Here is a 16,092-nt window from a genome sequence, read left to right on the forward strand (position 1 = left end):
ACGCCGACGGCTCAGCGCCCACCTCACTCGCTCTTCGCGAGCCCTCGCACCGCGAGCCGGTACGCCGGCAGCACGTCCGCCCGCTCGGTGATCAGCCCCTCGCTGACAGTGAAGACCAGCGTCTGCCCCGCCGACTGGACGGCCAGCGCCCAGTTTCGCGACTCCTCCTCGGTCAGCGGACTGGTGGCGAGCCAGGTCGTCTCGGTGGCGTCGAAGCCGCCGGCGCGGAGGTCGCGGAACTGTTGACCGGCGACCGTCTCGCCGGCCCCGGCGGCGAAACTCTGCAGCGCGGCGCGCGGCGTGACGGTCGGCGAGTCCGCCGCCCAGATCCGCAGGAATCCGCCGCCGGCTGAGCGGCCATCCACCTCGCAGCGCACGGTGCTGCCGCCGCGCTTGGTGAGCGCCTCGCCGACCTGTTCGGCCAGCTCACCCTTGGGAGGCTCGATCGCCTTCGCCGCCCACCCGTCGGCCAGCGGAAACGTCACCGGTACCGGGCAGGGGGAACTGGTGCCGCCGGGCGAGGCCGGGGTCGTCTCGTCGTACCAGGGCTCGCCAGTGGCCTGTGGGGCCGGGCCGCCGGCCGCGGGCCCGGCGGGAGCGGCAGCGTCGTCGCCGCAGCCGGCCAGCAGGCCGAGGGTGAGCGCCGTCGACACGGCGACCAGGGTGCGAGTGTCCATCGTGGTGATCCCCGTCAGTCGATCTTCAGTCGGCCCATCTAAGCCGTGCGGTCTCTCGACGTCAATCGGGATCGTGGGCCCGCGCGACGGAAATCCGGTCGCCCCCGCGCCGGTCGGTCTGACAGCCTCAGCCCATGGGAGCGGCAGCAGGATTCCGGCACGAGCAACGGGCGGACGGCACTGTGGTGATCACCCACCACGGCCGGGTCGCTGGCACGCTGCGCGGCGCTCGGGCCGCGGAGTTCCTGGCCGAGGTCGACGACGACCCGCAGTTGGTGATGGCCCGCTGGACCGGCAACTACCGCCACGGCAACGAGCGCACCGCGAAGCAGCACCCCCGCAACCGAGGCTGAACGACGAAAGGGCCCCTCCTCTCGACGAGGAGGGGCCCTTTCGCGGGATCTCAGGGGCGGGCGAAGACCAGCGCCACGTTGTGGCCGCCGAAGCCGAACGCGTTGTTCAACGCGGCCGGGATCTCCATGTGGCGGGCCTTGTGCGCGGCGACATCCAGGGTGAGGCCTGGCTCCGGGTCGTCGAGGTTGATCGTCGGAGGGACGACACTGTCGCGGATCGCCAGGATGGTGGCGATCGACTCCAGCGCACCGGCAGCACCGAGCAGGTGACCGGTCATCGACTTCGTCGCGGACAGCACCGGGTGGTCGCCGAGCGCCTTGTGCAGCCCACCGATCTCCAGCATGTCCCCGACCGGAGTCGAGGTGGCGTGCGCGTTGACGTGCACGATGTCCCGCTTGGCCACGTCCGCGTCGGCGATCGCCTTGGCGATGGCCCGGATGGCGCCCTCGCCCTCGGCGTGCGGCTGCACGATGTCGTACGCGTCGGAGGTGATGCCGGCGCCGGCGAGGCGCGCGTACACCCGGGCGCCCCGGGCCGCTGCGTGCTCGGCCCGCTCCAGCACCACGATGCCGGCGCCCTCGCCGAGGACGAAGCCGTCCCGGCCCCGGTCCCACGGGCGGGAGGCCCGCTCCGGGTCGTCGTTGCGGGTGGACATGGCCCGCATCGAGCTGAAGCCGGCGATCGGCAGGGGGTGGATGACCGCCTCGGTGCCGCCGGCCACCACCACGTCGGCCCGGCCGGAGCGGATGATGTCAAGGCCGAGGGCGATCGCCTCGGCGCCGGTGGCGCAGGCGCTGGCCACCGAGTGCACGCCGGCCTTGGCGCCCAGCTCCAGCCCGACCCAGGCGGCCGGACCGTTCGGCATCAGCATCGGGATGGTGTGCGGGGAGACCCGCCGTGGCCCGGACGCCTCCAGGATGTCGTCCTGGGCGAGCAGGGTGGTGGCACCGCCGATGCCGGAGCCGACGCTGACGGCCAACCGCTCCCCGTCGAGGTCGGAACCGGCGAGGCCGGCGTCCGCCCAGGCCTGCTGCGCCGCGATGATCGCGATCGCCTCGGAACGATCCAGGCGGCGCAGGCGGACCCGGTCCAGCACCTCGGACGGCTCCACGGCCAGTTGGGCGGCGATCCGGACCGGCAGTTGCTCGGCCCACTCCTGGGTGAGGGCACTCACCCCGGAGCGGCCGGCGAGCATGGCGTCCCAGGTCGACGCGACGTCCCCGCCAAGTGGGGTCGTCGCGCCGAGCCCGGTGACGACGACGTCTGGACGACTCATGATCAGGACTGCGCCGCGATGTAGCTGACAGCGTCGCCGACGGTCTTGAGGTTCTGCACCTCGTTGTCCGGGATCTTGACGCCGAACTTCTCCTCGGCCGCGACAACGACCTCAACCATGGAGAGCGAGTCGACGTCGAGGTCGTCGGTGAAGGACTTCCCCTCGGCCACGTCGTCCGGGTTCACCCCGGCAACCTCTTCGAGGATCTCGGCGAGGCCGGTGGTGATCTCGTCACGGGTCATTGCGGTTGGTTCCTTTCATCGGGGTTCTCCGGCGGTCGGCGTCGCCGACCGCCACTCCTGGACGCTTACGCGCCCGAGGGGGTCATCAGGGGCAGCGGACGACCTGACCGGCGTAGGTCAGGCCACCGCCGAAGCCGAACAGCAGCACCGGTGCGCCCGAGGGCACCTCCCGGCGCTCGACCAGCTTGGACAGGGCCAGCGGCACGCTCGCCGCGGAGGTGTTGCCGGACTCGACGATGTCCTTCGCGATGATCGCGTCGGGGATGTTGAGCCGCTTGGCGATGCCGTCGATGATCCTGGCGTTGGCCTGGTGCGGCACGAACGCGGCCAGCTCCGACGGGTCGACCCCGGCCCGCTCGCAGGCCTGCAGCGCGAGCGGCGCGATAGCGGTGGTGGCCCAGCGGAACACCGCCTGCCCCTCCTGCTGGATGTACGGGCGCCAACCCTCGATGCGGACCGCGTCGCTCTTGTCCGGCACCGAACCCCAGACGACTGGGCCGATCCCGGTCGGCTCGTCGTCGGCGGTGGCGGAGACCACGGCGGCACCGGCGCCGTCCGCGAAGATGATGCAGGTGGAACGGTCGGTCCAGTCGGTGAAGTCGGACAGCTTCTCCGCGCCGATGACGATCGCGTTGCGCGACGCCCCGGCCCGGATGGCGTGGTCGACGGTGCCCAGCGCGTACGCGAAGCCCGAGCAGGCGGTGTTGAGGTCGAACGCGCCGGGGGCGGTGATGCCCAGCTTGGCGGCGACCCGGCAGGCCACGTTGGGGCTGCGATCGATGGAGGAGCAGGTGGCGACCACTACCAGGTCGATGTCGGCGGCGGTCAGGCCCGAGTTGGCCAGCGCCTTGCCGGCAGCCGCGGCGGCCATGTCGGCGACCGTCTCAGTGTCGGCGATCCGCCGGCTGACGATGCCGACCCGGTCGCGAATCCACTCGTCGTTGGTGTCGACGAGCTGGGCGATGTCGTCGTTGGTCACCACCCGGGAGGGCTGGTAGTGCCCCATCGAGACGATGCGACTGCCAGTCATGAACGACCTCCGATACGGGCGATCAGGTCCCGTGCGGCCGGCAGGTCGTCCGGGGTGTTGAGGGTGACGATCTCCGGGGCGCCGTCGCCCTTGAGTTCCCGCTTGACCAGGCCGGCGAGGGTGCCGGCCGGGGGCAGCTCGATCACGCCGGTGACCCCGAGGTCGGCCAGCGTACGCATGCACAGGTCCCAGCGCACCGGCGCGGTGACCTGACGAACGAGGCGCTGCACCATGGCCGCGCCGTTGTCGACGGCGGTGCCGTCGAGGTTCGACAGCAGGGTCCGGGCCGGGTCGGCGGGGGTGATCCCGGCGGCCTCCGCGGCGAGCGCGGTCTCGGCCGGAGCCATGTACGGGGTGTGGAACGCGCCGGCCACCTGGAGCCGGATGATCCGGGTCCGTGCGGGCGGCGCGGCGGCGAGCTTGTCGAGCCCGTCCAGGGCGCCCGCGGCGACGATCTGCCCAGCGCCGTTGCGGTTGGCCGGGTAGAGCCCGTTCGCCTCGATCGCGGCGATCACCTCGTCGGGGTCACCACCGAGAACCGCGGCCATTCCGGTCGGCTCCAGCGCGCACGCGGCGGCCATCTCCCGGCCGCGGACGCCGGCCAGGGTGATCGCGGCGTCGGCCGTCAGCACACCGGCCAGGGCAGCGGCACCCAACTCGCCGACGCTGTGGCCGGCGGTGAGCGCGACGCCGTCCAGCGGCAGGTGTTCGGCCGCGAGCAACGCCGCCGCGACCAGCAACGGCTGGGTGCGGGCGGTGTCCTTGATCTCGTCGGCGTCGGCCTTGGTGCCCAGGTGCAGCAGGTCGACCCCGGCCAACGCCGACCAGTCGCGCAGTCGCGCCTCGGTGCCGGTCAGGTCGAGCCAGGGGGTCAGGAAGCCGGGTTTCTGAGAACCCTGGCCGGGACTAAGTACGGCGAGCACGTCTATGACTCTCCCGGATAAAGGCGGGTAACGCGGTGCCGCCTTCGACCAAACCACACTAGGACCTTTGGAGGGTTTCTACAAAGATCGGCGGGGATCATCCTCGGTTTGGGCGGATTTCCGGGTAGCCGGGGTCATTGTCTGAGTCGGGACCGGCGAGGCCAGCGGGGCGACCGGATCCAACCGACCCACGGTCAGCGCCACCTGAAGGGCGAACGCGTCGCGCGGCGACAGTGGCGAGAACCCGGTGACCTCGGCGATCCGGCGCAACCGGTAGCGCACCGTGTTCGGGTGCACGAACAGTGCCCGGGCCGCGCTCTCCAGTGTGCCACCGGCGGCCAGGAAGGCGTCCAGGGTCGCCAGCAGTTCCCCTCCGGCGCGCACCAGCGTCGCGTACACATCGTGACGCAGCCGCCGACGGGCCTCGGCGTCGCCGGCGAGGGCCCGCTCCGGCAGCAGGTCCGCGGCCGGCACCGGCCGGGGCGCGCTCGGCCAGGCCGGTGCGGCCCGAAAGCCGGACAGCGCGGCCCGCGCCGACTCGGTCGCCTCGTCGAGGCTCGGTACGGCCGGACCGACCACCACCGGGCCGTCCCCGAACGCGCTCAGCAGCTTCGCGGTGGCGGTCAGCGGGTCAGGTGCGCCACCCAGCACGATCACCAGCCGGTCGCCGTGGACGCCGCCGATCACCTCCACGCCGATCCGGCGGGCCTGCCGGTAGACCACGTGCAGCACCGCGGAGACCTCGCCGCCGGGCGACCGACCGACAGCCACCGCCACCGGCGGCGCGTCCGCCCAGCCGAGCGCGGCGGCCCGACTGGCCAGGACGTCCGGCGAGTCACCGCGCAACAGCGCGTCGACCAGCAGCGCCTGCAACCGGGCGTCCCAGGCGCCGCGCGACTCGGCGGCCCGCGCGTACACCCGGGCGGCGGAGAACGCGATCTCCCGGGAGAAGCGCAGCACCGCCTCGCGTAGCTGCTGCTCCTCGCCCTCGGCGGCCAGGTGCGACACCTGCTCCTCGACCACGTCGATCGTCACCTTGATCAACGCCACGGTCTGCTGGAGGGTGATCGACCGGGCCAGCGCCTGCGGGGCGGCGGCGAAGACCTCGTCCGAGACCTCCTGGGTGCTGTCCGTCGTGCCGCCGCCCTCGCGCAGCCACTGCACCAGCGACCTCGCGCCCGCCTGGGCCACCAGCATCACCCAGGAACGCTGGTCGGCCGGCAACGCCCGGAACCAGGGCAGCGTCTCGTCCATCCGGGCCACGCTGGAGGTGGCCAACGCCCCCGCCGATCGTTCGATCCGACGCAGCGTGGCCGACAGTTCCCCACCGCCCGGCGTGCTCACCGCCCTAGCCTGACACGTCGTGAGCAGGCCAACCACGCCGGCACCGGTCAGCGGGCCGCCGCAAGGACGGTTCGACCGGCACCCTTGACCGACGCGTTGAGCACCCGATCGGTGCTGTGGAGGAAGCACCACACGCCGAGCGTGCCCGCCTGCCACTCCGGCTCGCCCTCGGGCGCGAGCGCCAACGGCTCGAAACGGCGCCCCAGAGTCCTCTCCGACAGTCCGACATGACTGGCGATGGTCGACAGGCACCCCGCGTCCACGATCTCGTCGGTCACCTTCTCGACGTCCGGCCCGGCCCGCCAGATGCCGACGAACTCGGTGGTGTGCGGTCCGACGCACGAGGCTGGCGGCAGATTGACAAGGCCATCGGAGGTTTCCTCCGGCTCGGTGAAGCAGCGCAGCCGCAGCGGCGAGTCACCGGTCAGGGCGCCGCTCAGGCTGTTCGCCCGGGGATTCGGGAACCACCGGTCCACCGCATGCATCTCCAGCAGGTCGCAGCGGTACCACCGTTCGCCCGCCTCCCAGCGCGCCGTCGACGGGATCAGCACCCGCATCGCCAGCCGTGACTCGCGCCATTCGCCACCCAGGAAGAAGTCGGCCTCGGCGTCGCACGACTCGTACACCCGCCCGCTGCCGTCGGTGCCGGCTGCCGGTGGCGCCGACGCGGCGGCGTCCGCGCCGCCGAACCGGCCGACCAGGAAGGTCTCCGTCTCGTGCTTCGAAGAGCAGGGGATCGGCGTGTACGCCTCAGGGCTGCGCTCGTCGGAGGCGGTGGCGTGACAAACCCCTGCCTCAGGTGCGAAGAGCGGTGCCGACTCGTCGGCGAGGATGACGTCACAACCGCCCGTCCCGACGATCAGCGCCGTCAGGATCGTCGTCCCCCACCACCGTCGCACGGTTTCCCCATTCTGAGCGGCCGGCATCGACGCCGGTGGCGCGCAGCGTACGGCAGCGGGGCGGCACCCTCCTGTCCGGAGTGGACTGAAAGCGGTTCACGGTTGTGGGGGAGCGGGCAGCCCCAGCTCCTGGGCCAGGATCGCAGCCTGCACCCGGCTACGCAGGCTCAGCTTCGCCAGGATCCGGCTCACATGTGTCTTGGTGGTGCTCTCCGCCAGCACCAGCCGATCGGCGATCTGCTGGTTGGACAGGCCCAGGCCGAGGCAGGCCAGCACGTCGCGCTCGCGTGGGGTGAGGGTGTCCAGCGCGGCCCGGGTGGCCGCGGACGCGCCCGGCGTGGTGGCCGCGAAGGCGGTGATCAACCGGCGGGTCACCGCGGGGGCGATGAAGCCGTCGCCACGCGCCACCGTCCGCACCGCCGCCACCAGGCCGTCGGCGTCGGTGTCCTTCAGCAGGAAACCGGCCGCACCGGCACGCAACGCGCCGAAGACGTACTCGTCGAGGTCGAAGGTGGTGAGCACCAGCACGTCGGCGAGCCCGTCGGCGACGATGGCCCGGGTCGCGGAGATCCCGTCCCGGCGGGGCATGCGGACGTCCAGGACCGCCACGTCCGGGCGCGACTCCCGACACAACCGCACCGCCTCGTCGCCGTCGCCTGCCTCGCCGACCACCTCGATGCCCGGCGAGCCACCCAGGATCAGGGCCAGCCCCGCCCGCACCGCTGGCTGGTCGTCCGCGAGCACCACCCGTACCGTCGCCGTGCCCGCGTCGCCTGACGGCCCGGTCACCCGACCTCCCCGGTGGGCAGGGCGGCCCGGACCAGCCAGCGACCATCCTGCGGCCCCGCGGTGATCCGACCGGCCAGCAGCGTGGTCCGCTCCCGCATGCCGATCAGCCCGGCCCCGGCGCCCGGCAGACCGACCCCGTGCCGACGCACCGGGTTCTCCACAGTCAGCACCACCTCCGCCGACCCGTACGCGATCGTCAGGTCGGCCTCACCCGTGCCGTGCTTGAGCGCGTTGGTCAGCGACTCCTGCACGATCCGGTACGCGGCCAGGTCCACCGCCACCGGCAGCGGCCCCGGCGTGCCGTCGGTGCGGACCCGCACCGCCAAGCCGGCGGCCCGGATCCGGTCGACCAGCCCGTCCGCCTCGGCCAGCCGGGCGCTGATCACCTCCGGCACGGTCGGGTCGTCACCCGATGGCGCCGAACCACCGGTGGCGCCCGGCTCGCGCAGCACCTCGATCATCTGACGCATCTCCGCCAGCCCCTGCACGCTGCTCTCCCGGATCACCCGCAACGCCGACTCGACCTGGCCGCGATCCAACCCGGGCACGGACAGCACGGCGGTGGCGTGGATGGCCACCGCGCTGAGGTGGTTCGCGACCACGTCGTGCAGCTCCCGGGCCATCCTGGCCCGTTCGGCGCTGACCGCCTGCCGACGGTCCAACTCGACCAACCGGGCGGTCTGCTCGGCCCGCGCCCGCTCGGCGGCGGCCTGGTCGCGGTACTGCCGCACACTGATGCCGGTCAGGACCGGCAGCACCCCGGCGAGCACCACCAGCACCCCGAGCGCCGCTCCGCGCCACTGGCCGTACCCGAGCACGCCGACGACCACCCCGACCAGGCTCAGCGCCACGGTGATCCGCAGCAACCACCGCCACAGCCGGGGCGGGCCGTACACGCAGGCGTCGTAGAGCACCTGCGTGTAGACCAGGACCGTGCCCAGCGAACTGCCCAGCGCCGTGTCGACCACCAGCGCGCCGGTCCCCACGGCCAGGCTGGCGCGTGGTGCGACCCGCCGTAGGCCGACGGCGACGCAGACCGCCACCAGCGGCGGCAGGAACAGCGCCGACGGCACGTTCCCCGCCGGACGGACCTGCGGTTGCCAACCCAGGGCGTGTAGCACCAGGCCACCGGCCAGTGACGCGCCGGCCAGCACGAGGTCGCGGCCGAGGGTGCCGGAGTCGAGCCACGGTGGCGCACGCATGCCCCGATCCCACCACAGCCGTCGTCCGCCGAACTCCCACCGGGGGAGGACCTCGACCGCACCGCCATGCGCCGAAAGGGGTACGCGGACCCTTACCGACCGCCGGTGGGCCCTCGACCGTGACTCGCCGGGTGAACTGCGCGAAAAGAAGGTGTGAACTGCGTAACCGGCCCCCGCGCTCAGCGGCCTCTTCGAGGACCGACCGGTCCGGACCCCGGGTACGCTGCGCGCGGCCCGTCGGTCCCGGCCAGTACGGTGACAGGGCACCTCGGGGAGAGCACCCGGGGGCGAGGCGAGCGTGAGGAGACCGGGGATGGCGCACGGGGAGGCCGAACACGGCTGCGCCCAGGGCGAGCCCTGCCGGCCGGGGCACCACGACCCGCAGGCGGCTGGCAAGCACCGCCGGCCGGTCGGCGGCGCACCAGCGCACCCGGTCGAGCCACTGCACGGGCGCGTCGATGACGAACCCGTGCTGCCGCGTCAGCGCTCTGCCGAGCCCGCCGGTCTCGCCGAGCCCGACGCGGACGTTCCCGCTGGTTGCCTCAGCGAACTTCCCGGCTGGGCCGGGGCGCACCGGCACGGCGCGGTCCGACCGCGGCCGCGGGCCACCCGCCGGGAGCGCCCACCGCGCCGCTGGTGCTGAGCACCGCCGACGCACCCGCTGATCAGCGAGTGCGTCGGCTCAGCGCGTGCGTCGGCTCAGCGCGTGCGTCGGCTCAGCGCGTGCGTCGGCTCAGCGCGTGCGCCGACGGATCAGCAGGGCGATCCCGGCGAGGCCGACCGTGATGGTCAGCATCACGCCGACGTTGAGCAGCAGCAGGTGTTGCAGGTCGCCGAGCGCCTCGTCGAGGTCCTTCGCCGGGTCGAGCGTGTCCTCCGGGAGAACTCGCTCGCCGCCGCCCGCGCCGCCACTGACCGTGTCGAACTGCCGCTCCAGCGGCACACCGGCGGCGCGCAGGGTCTCGGACATGCTGAGCCGACCCAGGAACCAGCCGGCGCTGGTCTTGCGGCCGTCCGGCTGCTTCGCCGGCCGGAAGACGCGAGGGCCGCCGATCGCCTTGGGATAGAGGTCGTAGGTCTGCTTCGGCGTCTCGCCGGCGAGCACCACGACAGTGTATTTCGGACCGAGGTTGGCTGCCTTCGGACCGGTCGGCATGCCGGTGCGAGCGAGGAAGTTGACCTGGTCGATGACCGCGCCCACGAGGGCGGGCTCCGTGTCCGCGTGCAACCGCAGCGGCGCGGACAGCCCCGTGCCGGTGATGTCCACTCCGGCGGGTGCCGGCTTCGGTGCCGCCGAGGCCGAGCTGGCGGTGCCTAGCGACAGCAGTGCCACCGCCAGCGTGCCCGCCAACACGGCGGCCAACCGCCTCATGTGTCGGACCATCCCGCCTCCTCGCCCCGTTCGATGGATGGCTTCGTCGTGACGTCTGGACCGATCTGCCGGTGCGGCATCGACCGGATGGTCGCGTCCACTCCTACAGACTCCGCAGAACGTCGATGAGTTGCAGCTTTCGGAACAGTAATTGGAACTATCTGCGATCTCTGCTCGACTAATGAGGAGCCGTTTGATCAGCGGGCGGATCGTACCCTTACGGAGGGGTTCATGGGGGGCAGGGTTACACGTACGGTGCGGGTCATGCCAGTGGTGCTCGGCGTGGCGTTCGGTGTGTCGTTTCTGGTGCCGGCGACTCCGGCCGCCGCCCACAACCAGCTGACCGGCAGCAACCCGCGCGACGGCGCCCGCGTGGCGTCGGCGCCCGCCCGGGTCGAGCTGCGGTTCCTCGCCAAGCCGTCACCAACTACGACGAAGATCACAATAACCGGACCGGACAATGTGGTCGCTGGCGGGACTCCCGCCTTCGACGGCAGTCGAGTGCGGGTGCCGTTCAAGCCGGCCGCCGCCGGGCTCTACATCGTCGGCTACCAGCTCGCGTCGTCCGACGGGCACCCGGTGAAGGGCGAGGTGCGGTTCACCCTCACCACCGGTACCGCCGCCGATCCGTCCGCCTCGCCGTCGGCCGCCGCCAGCACCAACCCGGCCGGCTCGCCCTCGGCCGCCGCGTCGGCCGTCGGCGTACCCTCCGCCGGGCCCGCGTCGGCGACCCCCGGCGGTTCGACGGCCTCCACGGTGCCGGCGGCGTCGGAGCGATCCGACTCCGGCGGTCGCTGGTGGATCTGGGCGCTCGGTGGCCTGTTGCTGCTCGCCGCACTCGGGGCCGGTCTCGTGTTCCGCCGCCAGCGACGAGCTCGGTAACCCTCTGATCCTCGCCGCTCCCGGTGGGCAGCGTGCGCATCATCCTTTGCTCTGCACCCGCGGATGCGACGGCGACGGTCGGCGACGGTCGGCGGCGGTCGGCGACGAACGGCGGCGGTCGGCGACGAACGGCGGCGGTCGGCGACGAACGGCGGCGGTCGGCGACCGGTGCAAATTGGGGTGCAGAGCAAAGGCAGGGCGAAGCGGAGCTAGGCCGGCGACGTCTTCTTGACGAGCTGACGAGCTGACGGGCGACAGTCAGACCAGGCGCAGGCGGGCGGCGCGCATCCGGGTCAGGGTGCGCTCGCGACCGAGCACCTCCAGCGACTCGAACAGCGGCAGACCGACGGTGCGGCCGGTGACAGCGACCCGTACCGGTGCCTGCGTCTTGCCGAGCTTGAGGCCCCGCTCGGCGCCGACCGCCTCCAGCGTCGACTTCAACGACTCGGCGTCCCAGGAGTCCAGCGCCTCGAACGCCGCGACGGCGTCGTCCAGCAGCTCGGCGGAACCGTCCTTCATCGTCTTGGTCCAGGCGGCCTCGTCGATCAGCGGCGAGGCCAGGAAGAGGAAGTCGACGTTCGGCACGATCTCGCTGAGAACCGCGATCCGCGTCTGGGCCAGCGGCGCCACGGCGGCGAACGCGTCGGCGTCGAACTCCTCCGGCTGCCAGGGCGGCGGCGCGATGGTCCCGGTGCCGGTCAGCCACGGCTGGCAGGCGTCGACGAACTCGGCCACCGGCAGCGCGCGAATGTACTCGCCGTTGAACGCCCGCAGCTTCTTCTCGTCGAAGAACGCCGAGGAGAGGTTGACCTCGTCCAGCCGGAACTCGTCCTCGATGACCGACCAGGGAACGATCTCCCGGTCGCCGGAGGGGGCCCAGCCGAGCAGCATGAGGTAGTTGCGCATCGCGCCGGCGAGGTAACCCTCGTCGCGGTACGCCTCCAGGGCGACCTTGTCCCGGCGCTTGGAGAGCTTCTGCCGCTTCTCGTTGACCACCACCGGCACGTGCGCCCAGATCGGCGGCTTGACCCCGAGGGCTTCCCAGAGCAACTGCTGCTTGGGGGTGTTGGGCAGGTGCTCCTCGGCCCGGATCACGTGAGTGATGCCCATCGTCATGTCGTCGACGACGTTGGCCAGCAGGAAGACCGGCGAGCCGTCGCCCCGGGCGATGACGAAGTCCTCGATGAGCTTGTTCTCGAAGGTGGGCTCACCACGGATCAGGTCGACCACAACCGTCGCGCCCTCGTCGGGCGTACGGAAGCGCAGGGCGTGCCCGGGGCCGGGGCCGAGGCCACGGTCGCGGTGGTAGCCGTCGTAGCCCTGGTACTGCGAGCCGGTGCGGGCCTGCACGTCCTCGCGGGTGCAGTCGCAGTAGTAGGCGCGGCCCGACTCGTGCAGGCGCGCTGCGGCGGCCCGGTGCTCGCCGGCGTTCGCCGACTGGAAGTACGGGCCCTCGTAGCTGCCCCGGGAGATCCCGATCCAGTCCAGCGCGGAGAGGATGCCCTCGGTCCACTCGGGCTTGTTGCGCGCCGCGTCGGTGTCCTCGATGCGCAGCACGAACACGCCGCCCTGCTGCTTGGCGTAGATCCAGTTCTGCAGCGCCGAGCGGGCGCCGCCGACGTGGAACATACCGGTCGGGGAAGGGGCGAAGCGCACACGTACTGTCACGTCCCCCAGCCTACGGCGGTACGCGACTGCTTTCCGCCACCGCCCCCTTGCTCAGGGGACGGAGCGGATCTTGACGACCAGCGCGCTGCCGAGCAGGGTGACCACTGCGGTGACCGCGTAGAGCGTGGGATAGCCGCCCAGGTACACCACGAGCGGGGCGGAGAGCGCCGGGCCGAGCACCTGGGGCGCCGAGTTGGCGATGTTGATGACCCCCAGGTCCTTGGCCCGGTCGGTGGCCCGGGGCAGCACCTGGGTGATCAACGCGGCGTCCACCGAGAGGTAGACGCCGTAGCCGGCGCCGAGCAGCAGCGCGGCGACGATCGCCATCGGCCAGACCGGCGCGACAGCGAGCAGCAGCGCCGCCACCGCCATGATCAGCCCGGAGACGATCACGTAGATCTTGCGGCGGCCGGAACGGTCGGACATCCGGCCGGCGATCACAGCGGTCAGCATCATGCCGAGCGTGTAGAGCAGGATCAGGATCAGCAGGCCGCCCTCGGGGTCGGGGTGGCGCACCCCGTCGCTGAGGAAGTACAGCAGGTAGAGGGTGCCCAGGGCGTTTCCCAGCTGGACCAGGAACCGGGTGATCCAGGCCCAGGCGAAATCCGGGTGCCGGCGGGGGCTGATCCACATCGAGGCGAGCAGCGCTCGCGTCCGGATCGCCGGGCGATGGGTACGCGGCAGCGGTTCGTCGGGGGTGAACAGCGCGAACGGCAGTGACAGCAGCAGGATGGCCACGGCGATGGCCAGGTAGCCGGCGGCGTTGCCGGTGACCACGGCGGTGACCAGCACCGCGCCGAGCACCAACCCGAGCGCCTGCGGGATGCCCACCCACCCCGAGACGCCACCGCGCTGCCGCACCGGCACCCGGTCCGGGATGGCGGCGGTGAGGCTGGCCAGCATCGCGTTGAAGCAGACCTGCGCGGCGACCCAGCCGAGGGCGACGCCGAGGATGGTCCGTTGCTGGGCCAGCAGCACCAGGGCCGCCGCGCCGAGCACGGCCCCGCCCGCCGTCCAGACGTGCCGACGGCCGAACTCGCGGCCGGCGATCCGCAGGCAGGTCCGGTCGGAGAACGCGCCGGCCAGGGGGTTGGCCAGCACCGCTGCCAGCGCACCGAGGCCGGTGACCACTGCCAGCATGTTCTCCTTGTCGCCGGGCGCGATCTGCTCGATCTGCTGCGGCAGCAGCACCTGGATGGGCGTGAAGAACGCCATCCACACGCCGAGGTTGGCCGCGAAGATCAGACCGATCCAGCCGCGCCGCACCGGCACCGTCGGCTCGGCGAGTGCCGCCGGCAGCGACGCCGGCGTCGGGTCGAGGGTGGTCACCGCGCCGACCCCGGCCGGCTGGCCGCGATCACGTCGCGCAACCAGGTGTACGACGACTTCGGCGTACGGGTCTGGGTGGCGTAGTCGACGTGCACCAGACCGAAGCGCTTGGTGAAGCCCTCGGCCCACTCCCAGTTGTCCAGCAGCGACCAGACGAAGTACCCGCGGACGTCCACCCCGTCGTCGACGGCGGCCCGGACCGCCCGCAGGTGCCCGTCGAGGTAGGCGATCCGCTCCGGGTCGGCCACCTGCCCGTCGGCGTCGGGCGCGTCGTCGTACGCGCAGCCGCTCTCGGTGATCTCGATGGGTGGCAGCGCGTCGCCGTAGGTGTCGCGCAGCCAGCCGAGCAGCTCGCGTAGCCCGTCGGGGGCCACCGGCCAGTCGAAGGCGGTGCGTGGGTAGCCGTCCAGCGGCACGAGGTCGAACGGCAGTGGTGAACCCTCCTCGGCAGCCCGTACCCCGGTGGGGTTGTAGTAGTTGACTCCGAGCACGTCGATCGGCGCGCCGATCGTGTCGAGGTCGCCGGGGTGGATGACGCTCGGGTCGAATCCGGGCAGATCCGGGTAGCCGCGGCCGAGCAGCGGGTCGGTGAAGAGCCGGTTGTGCAGCGCCTCGTACGTCGCCCCGGCGGCCCGGTCGGCGTCGCGGTCACCGAGCACCCGCACCGGCGAGTAGTTGTTGGCGATCGCCACCGGGCTGGCGCTGTGGCTCCGCAGCGCGGCGACCGCGAGCCCGTGCCCGAGCAGTTGGTGGTGGGCGACCGGGAAGGCGTCGAACAGCAGCGCCCGGCCGGGGGCGTGTTCGCCCATGCCGTAGCCGAGGCTCATGTGGATGAACGGCTCGTTGAGGGTGATCCAGAGCCGGACCCGGTCGCCGAGCCGGGCGGCGGTCTTCTCGGCGTACTCGGCGAAGCGGGCGGCGGTGTCGCGGTGCAGCCAGCCGCCGGCGTCTTCGAGGGGTTGCGGCAGGTCCCAGTGGTAGAGGGTGGCCACCGGGTCGACGCCGGCGGCCAACAACTCGTCCACCAGGCGGTCGTAGAAGTCCAGGCCGGCCGGGTTGGCCGGACCGGATCCGGTGGGCTGGACCCGGGGCCAGGCGATGGAGAACCGGTACGCGGAGACGCCCAGGCCGGCCAGCAGCGCGACGTCCTCGGTGTGCCGGTGGTAGTGGTCGCAGGCCACCTCGCCGCTGCTGCCGTCGCTGATCCGCCCGGGGGAGTGCGCGAACGTGTCCCAGATGGACGGACCGCGTCCGTCGGCGGTGGTGGCGCCCTCGATCTGGTGGGCCGATGTGGAGACGCCCCAGCGGAAGCCGGTGGGGAACTGGGGCATCGGTGCTGTCGACATGCGCCCTCCCGGTCAACGTGAAACGTGTTCGGGACTTTAGAGCGCTCTCGATGAATGCGCCATAGGCCGGCCTGACGCATTCCGCAATGGTTGATCGGCGTGTCTTTTTCCGAACCCGTCCAGGTAAGTCCGATTTAGCGCATAGAGTGCCGATATCGTGGGATGTCCTCACCGGAGGAAAGACGGAAATGATCCTCGTGGAACGCAGTGCGCACGTGGCGGCGCCAATTGAAGTGGTCTGGGATGTCGTGCAGCGGGCCGAGCAGTTGCCGGCCTGGCTGGCCGGGGTCCGAGCGGCCGAAGTGCTCTCGGGAGAGGGCTTCGGGCGGCGACAACTCGTCCAGGCAGGGCGTGGCTCGGCGCATGAGGCCGAGGTGATCGCCTACCAGGAGCCGACGCTGATCGGCTGGCGGGAACGGGCCAAGGGTGCTGGATCTCGGGCGGAGGCGCGCACCGAGATCTACGTCCAGCTCACCGGAGACGAGGAGGAGGGCGGGACGATCGTGCGCCTCATCGTGGTCCGCTGGCCGGCCGGCCCGGTCAAGGCGGCCATGCTGCGCCTCGGACTGCGTCGGGTCGGCGCCGACCTGGAGGACTCGCTGGCCCGGCTCACCGACCTGGCCGCCGTCGGCTGACGAGCGCCCATCCTCCCGGCGTCACCCGCGACGGCGGTGGTCCGGATCCCCGCCAGGGCTCCCGGACCACCGCCGCTCCGTACACCGAAAAGGGCCCGGCGCGGATGCGCCGGGCCCTGCTCAG

Annotated in this window: 16 protein-coding genes and 1 pseudogene; 4 read left to right on the forward strand and 13 right to left on the reverse strand. The window is 72.2% G+C overall.

Annotation, left to right across the window (positions count from 1 at the left end):
- Positions 1-23: 23 nt before the first annotated feature.
- Entirely contained in the window at positions 24-677 is a 654-nt protein-coding gene (locus NIE111_RS27560; protein WP_238687212.1) for a lipoprotein, read from the reverse strand.
- 134 nt (positions 678-811) lie between these two features.
- On the opposite strand from NIE111_RS27560, the gene NIE111_RS27565 reads away from it, so the two are divergent.
- A complete protein-coding gene (locus NIE111_RS27565; protein ID WP_238687213.1) occupies positions 812-1,030 on the forward strand; it encodes a hypothetical protein in 219 nt (72 codons plus the stop codon).
- A gap of 50 nt (positions 1,031-1,080) precedes the next feature.
- On the opposite strand, the gene fabF is transcribed toward NIE111_RS27565, so the two are convergent.
- The 8 genes and pseudogenes from fabF to NIE111_RS27605 form a co-directional block, all read right to left on the reverse strand.
- Positions 1,081-2,307, reverse strand: coding sequence for a beta-ketoacyl-ACP synthase II (gene fabF, locus NIE111_RS27570; protein WP_124855678.1), 1,227 nt, complete (start codon positions 2,305-2,307; stop codon positions 1,081-1,083).
- Between the two features lie 2 nt (positions 2,308-2,309).
- Positions 2,310-2,549, reverse strand: coding sequence for an acyl carrier protein (locus NIE111_RS27575; protein WP_030330276.1), 240 nt, complete (start codon positions 2,547-2,549; stop codon positions 2,310-2,312).
- Positions 2,550-2,634: 85 nt separating this feature from the next.
- Complete coding sequence (locus tag NIE111_RS27580) at positions 2,635-3,579, reverse strand: beta-ketoacyl-ACP synthase III (protein ID WP_238687214.1); 945 nt, start codon at positions 3,577-3,579, stop codon at positions 2,635-2,637.
- Between the two features lie 5 nt (positions 3,580-3,584).
- A pseudogene (locus NIE111_RS27585) lies at positions 3,585-4,502 on the reverse strand (ACP S-malonyltransferase); the annotation flags it as partial.
- A 78-nt stretch (positions 4,503-4,580) separates the two neighbouring features.
- On the reverse strand, positions 4,581-5,897 hold the full coding sequence (locus tag NIE111_RS27590; protein ID WP_274531762.1) for a PucR family transcriptional regulator: 1,317 nt from the start codon (positions 5,895-5,897) through the stop codon (positions 4,581-4,583).
- On the reverse strand, positions 5,894-6,745 hold the full coding sequence (locus tag NIE111_RS27595; RefSeq protein ID WP_238687216.1) for a septum formation family protein: 852 nt from the start codon (positions 6,743-6,745) through the stop codon (positions 5,894-5,896). Before NIE111_RS27595 ends, NIE111_RS27590 begins: the two co-directional genes overlap by 4 nt.
- Before the next feature lie 96 nt (positions 6,746-6,841).
- Complete coding sequence (locus NIE111_RS27600) at positions 6,842-7,534, reverse strand: response regulator (RefSeq protein ID WP_238687217.1); 693 nt, start codon at positions 7,532-7,534, stop codon at positions 6,842-6,844.
- Positions 7,531-8,736, reverse strand: a complete 1,206-nt coding sequence (locus tag NIE111_RS27605) for a sensor histidine kinase (protein ID WP_238687218.1) — start codon at positions 8,734-8,736, stop codon at positions 7,531-7,533. Before NIE111_RS27605 ends, NIE111_RS27600 begins: the two co-directional genes overlap by 4 nt.
- Before the next feature lie 313 nt (positions 8,737-9,049).
- On the opposite strand from NIE111_RS27605, the gene NIE111_RS27610 reads away from it, so the two are divergent.
- Positions 9,050-9,379, forward strand: a complete 330-nt coding sequence (locus NIE111_RS27610) for a hypothetical protein (protein WP_238687219.1) — start codon at positions 9,050-9,052, stop codon at positions 9,377-9,379.
- A gap of 90 nt (positions 9,380-9,469) precedes the next feature.
- On the opposite strand, the gene NIE111_RS27615 is transcribed toward NIE111_RS27610, so the two are convergent.
- Entirely contained in the window at positions 9,470-10,120 is a 651-nt protein-coding gene (locus NIE111_RS27615) for a hypothetical protein (RefSeq protein ID WP_238687220.1), read from the reverse strand.
- 252 nt (positions 10,121-10,372) lie between these two features.
- On the opposite strand from NIE111_RS27615, the gene NIE111_RS27620 reads away from it, so the two are divergent.
- On the forward strand, positions 10,373-10,990 hold the full coding sequence (locus tag NIE111_RS27620) for a copper resistance CopC family protein (RefSeq protein ID WP_238687221.1): 618 nt from the start codon (positions 10,373-10,375) through the stop codon (positions 10,988-10,990).
- A 258-nt stretch (positions 10,991-11,248) separates the two neighbouring features.
- Here the strand turns inward: NIE111_RS27620 and gltX are convergent, their stop codons facing one another.
- The 3 genes from gltX to NIE111_RS27635 are packed head-to-tail and all read right to left on the reverse strand — an operon-like array spanning position 11,249 to position 15,333.
- Positions 11,249-12,658: a glutamate--tRNA ligase gene (gene gltX / locus NIE111_RS27625; RefSeq protein WP_308193762.1), complete on the reverse strand. Its 1,410-nt coding sequence runs from the start codon at positions 12,656-12,658 to the stop codon at positions 11,249-11,251.
- Between the two features lie 51 nt (positions 12,659-12,709).
- Positions 12,710-13,987, reverse strand: a complete 1,278-nt coding sequence (locus NIE111_RS27630; RefSeq protein WP_238687222.1) for an MFS transporter — start codon at positions 13,985-13,987, stop codon at positions 12,710-12,712.
- Entirely contained in the window at positions 13,984-15,333 is a 1,350-nt protein-coding gene (locus NIE111_RS27635) for a GH1 family beta-glucosidase (protein ID WP_238687223.1), read from the reverse strand. Before NIE111_RS27635 ends, NIE111_RS27630 begins: the two co-directional genes overlap by 4 nt.
- A gap of 188 nt (positions 15,334-15,521) precedes the next feature.
- Here NIE111_RS27635 and NIE111_RS27640 point away from each other — a divergent pair, with 188 nt between their 5' ends.
- The gene (locus tag NIE111_RS27640) at positions 15,522-15,968 is read left to right on the forward strand and encodes an SRPBCC family protein (protein ID WP_210783445.1); all 447 of its coding nucleotides are present in this window, start codon (positions 15,522-15,524) and stop codon (positions 15,966-15,968) included.
- The last annotated feature ends 124 nt before the right edge of the window (positions 15,969-16,092 follow it).

The sequence above is a fragment of the Micromonospora hortensis genome (assembly GCF_022230935.1).
Taxonomy (GTDB): Bacteria; Actinomycetota; Actinomycetes; order Mycobacteriales; family Micromonosporaceae; genus Micromonospora; species Micromonospora hortensis.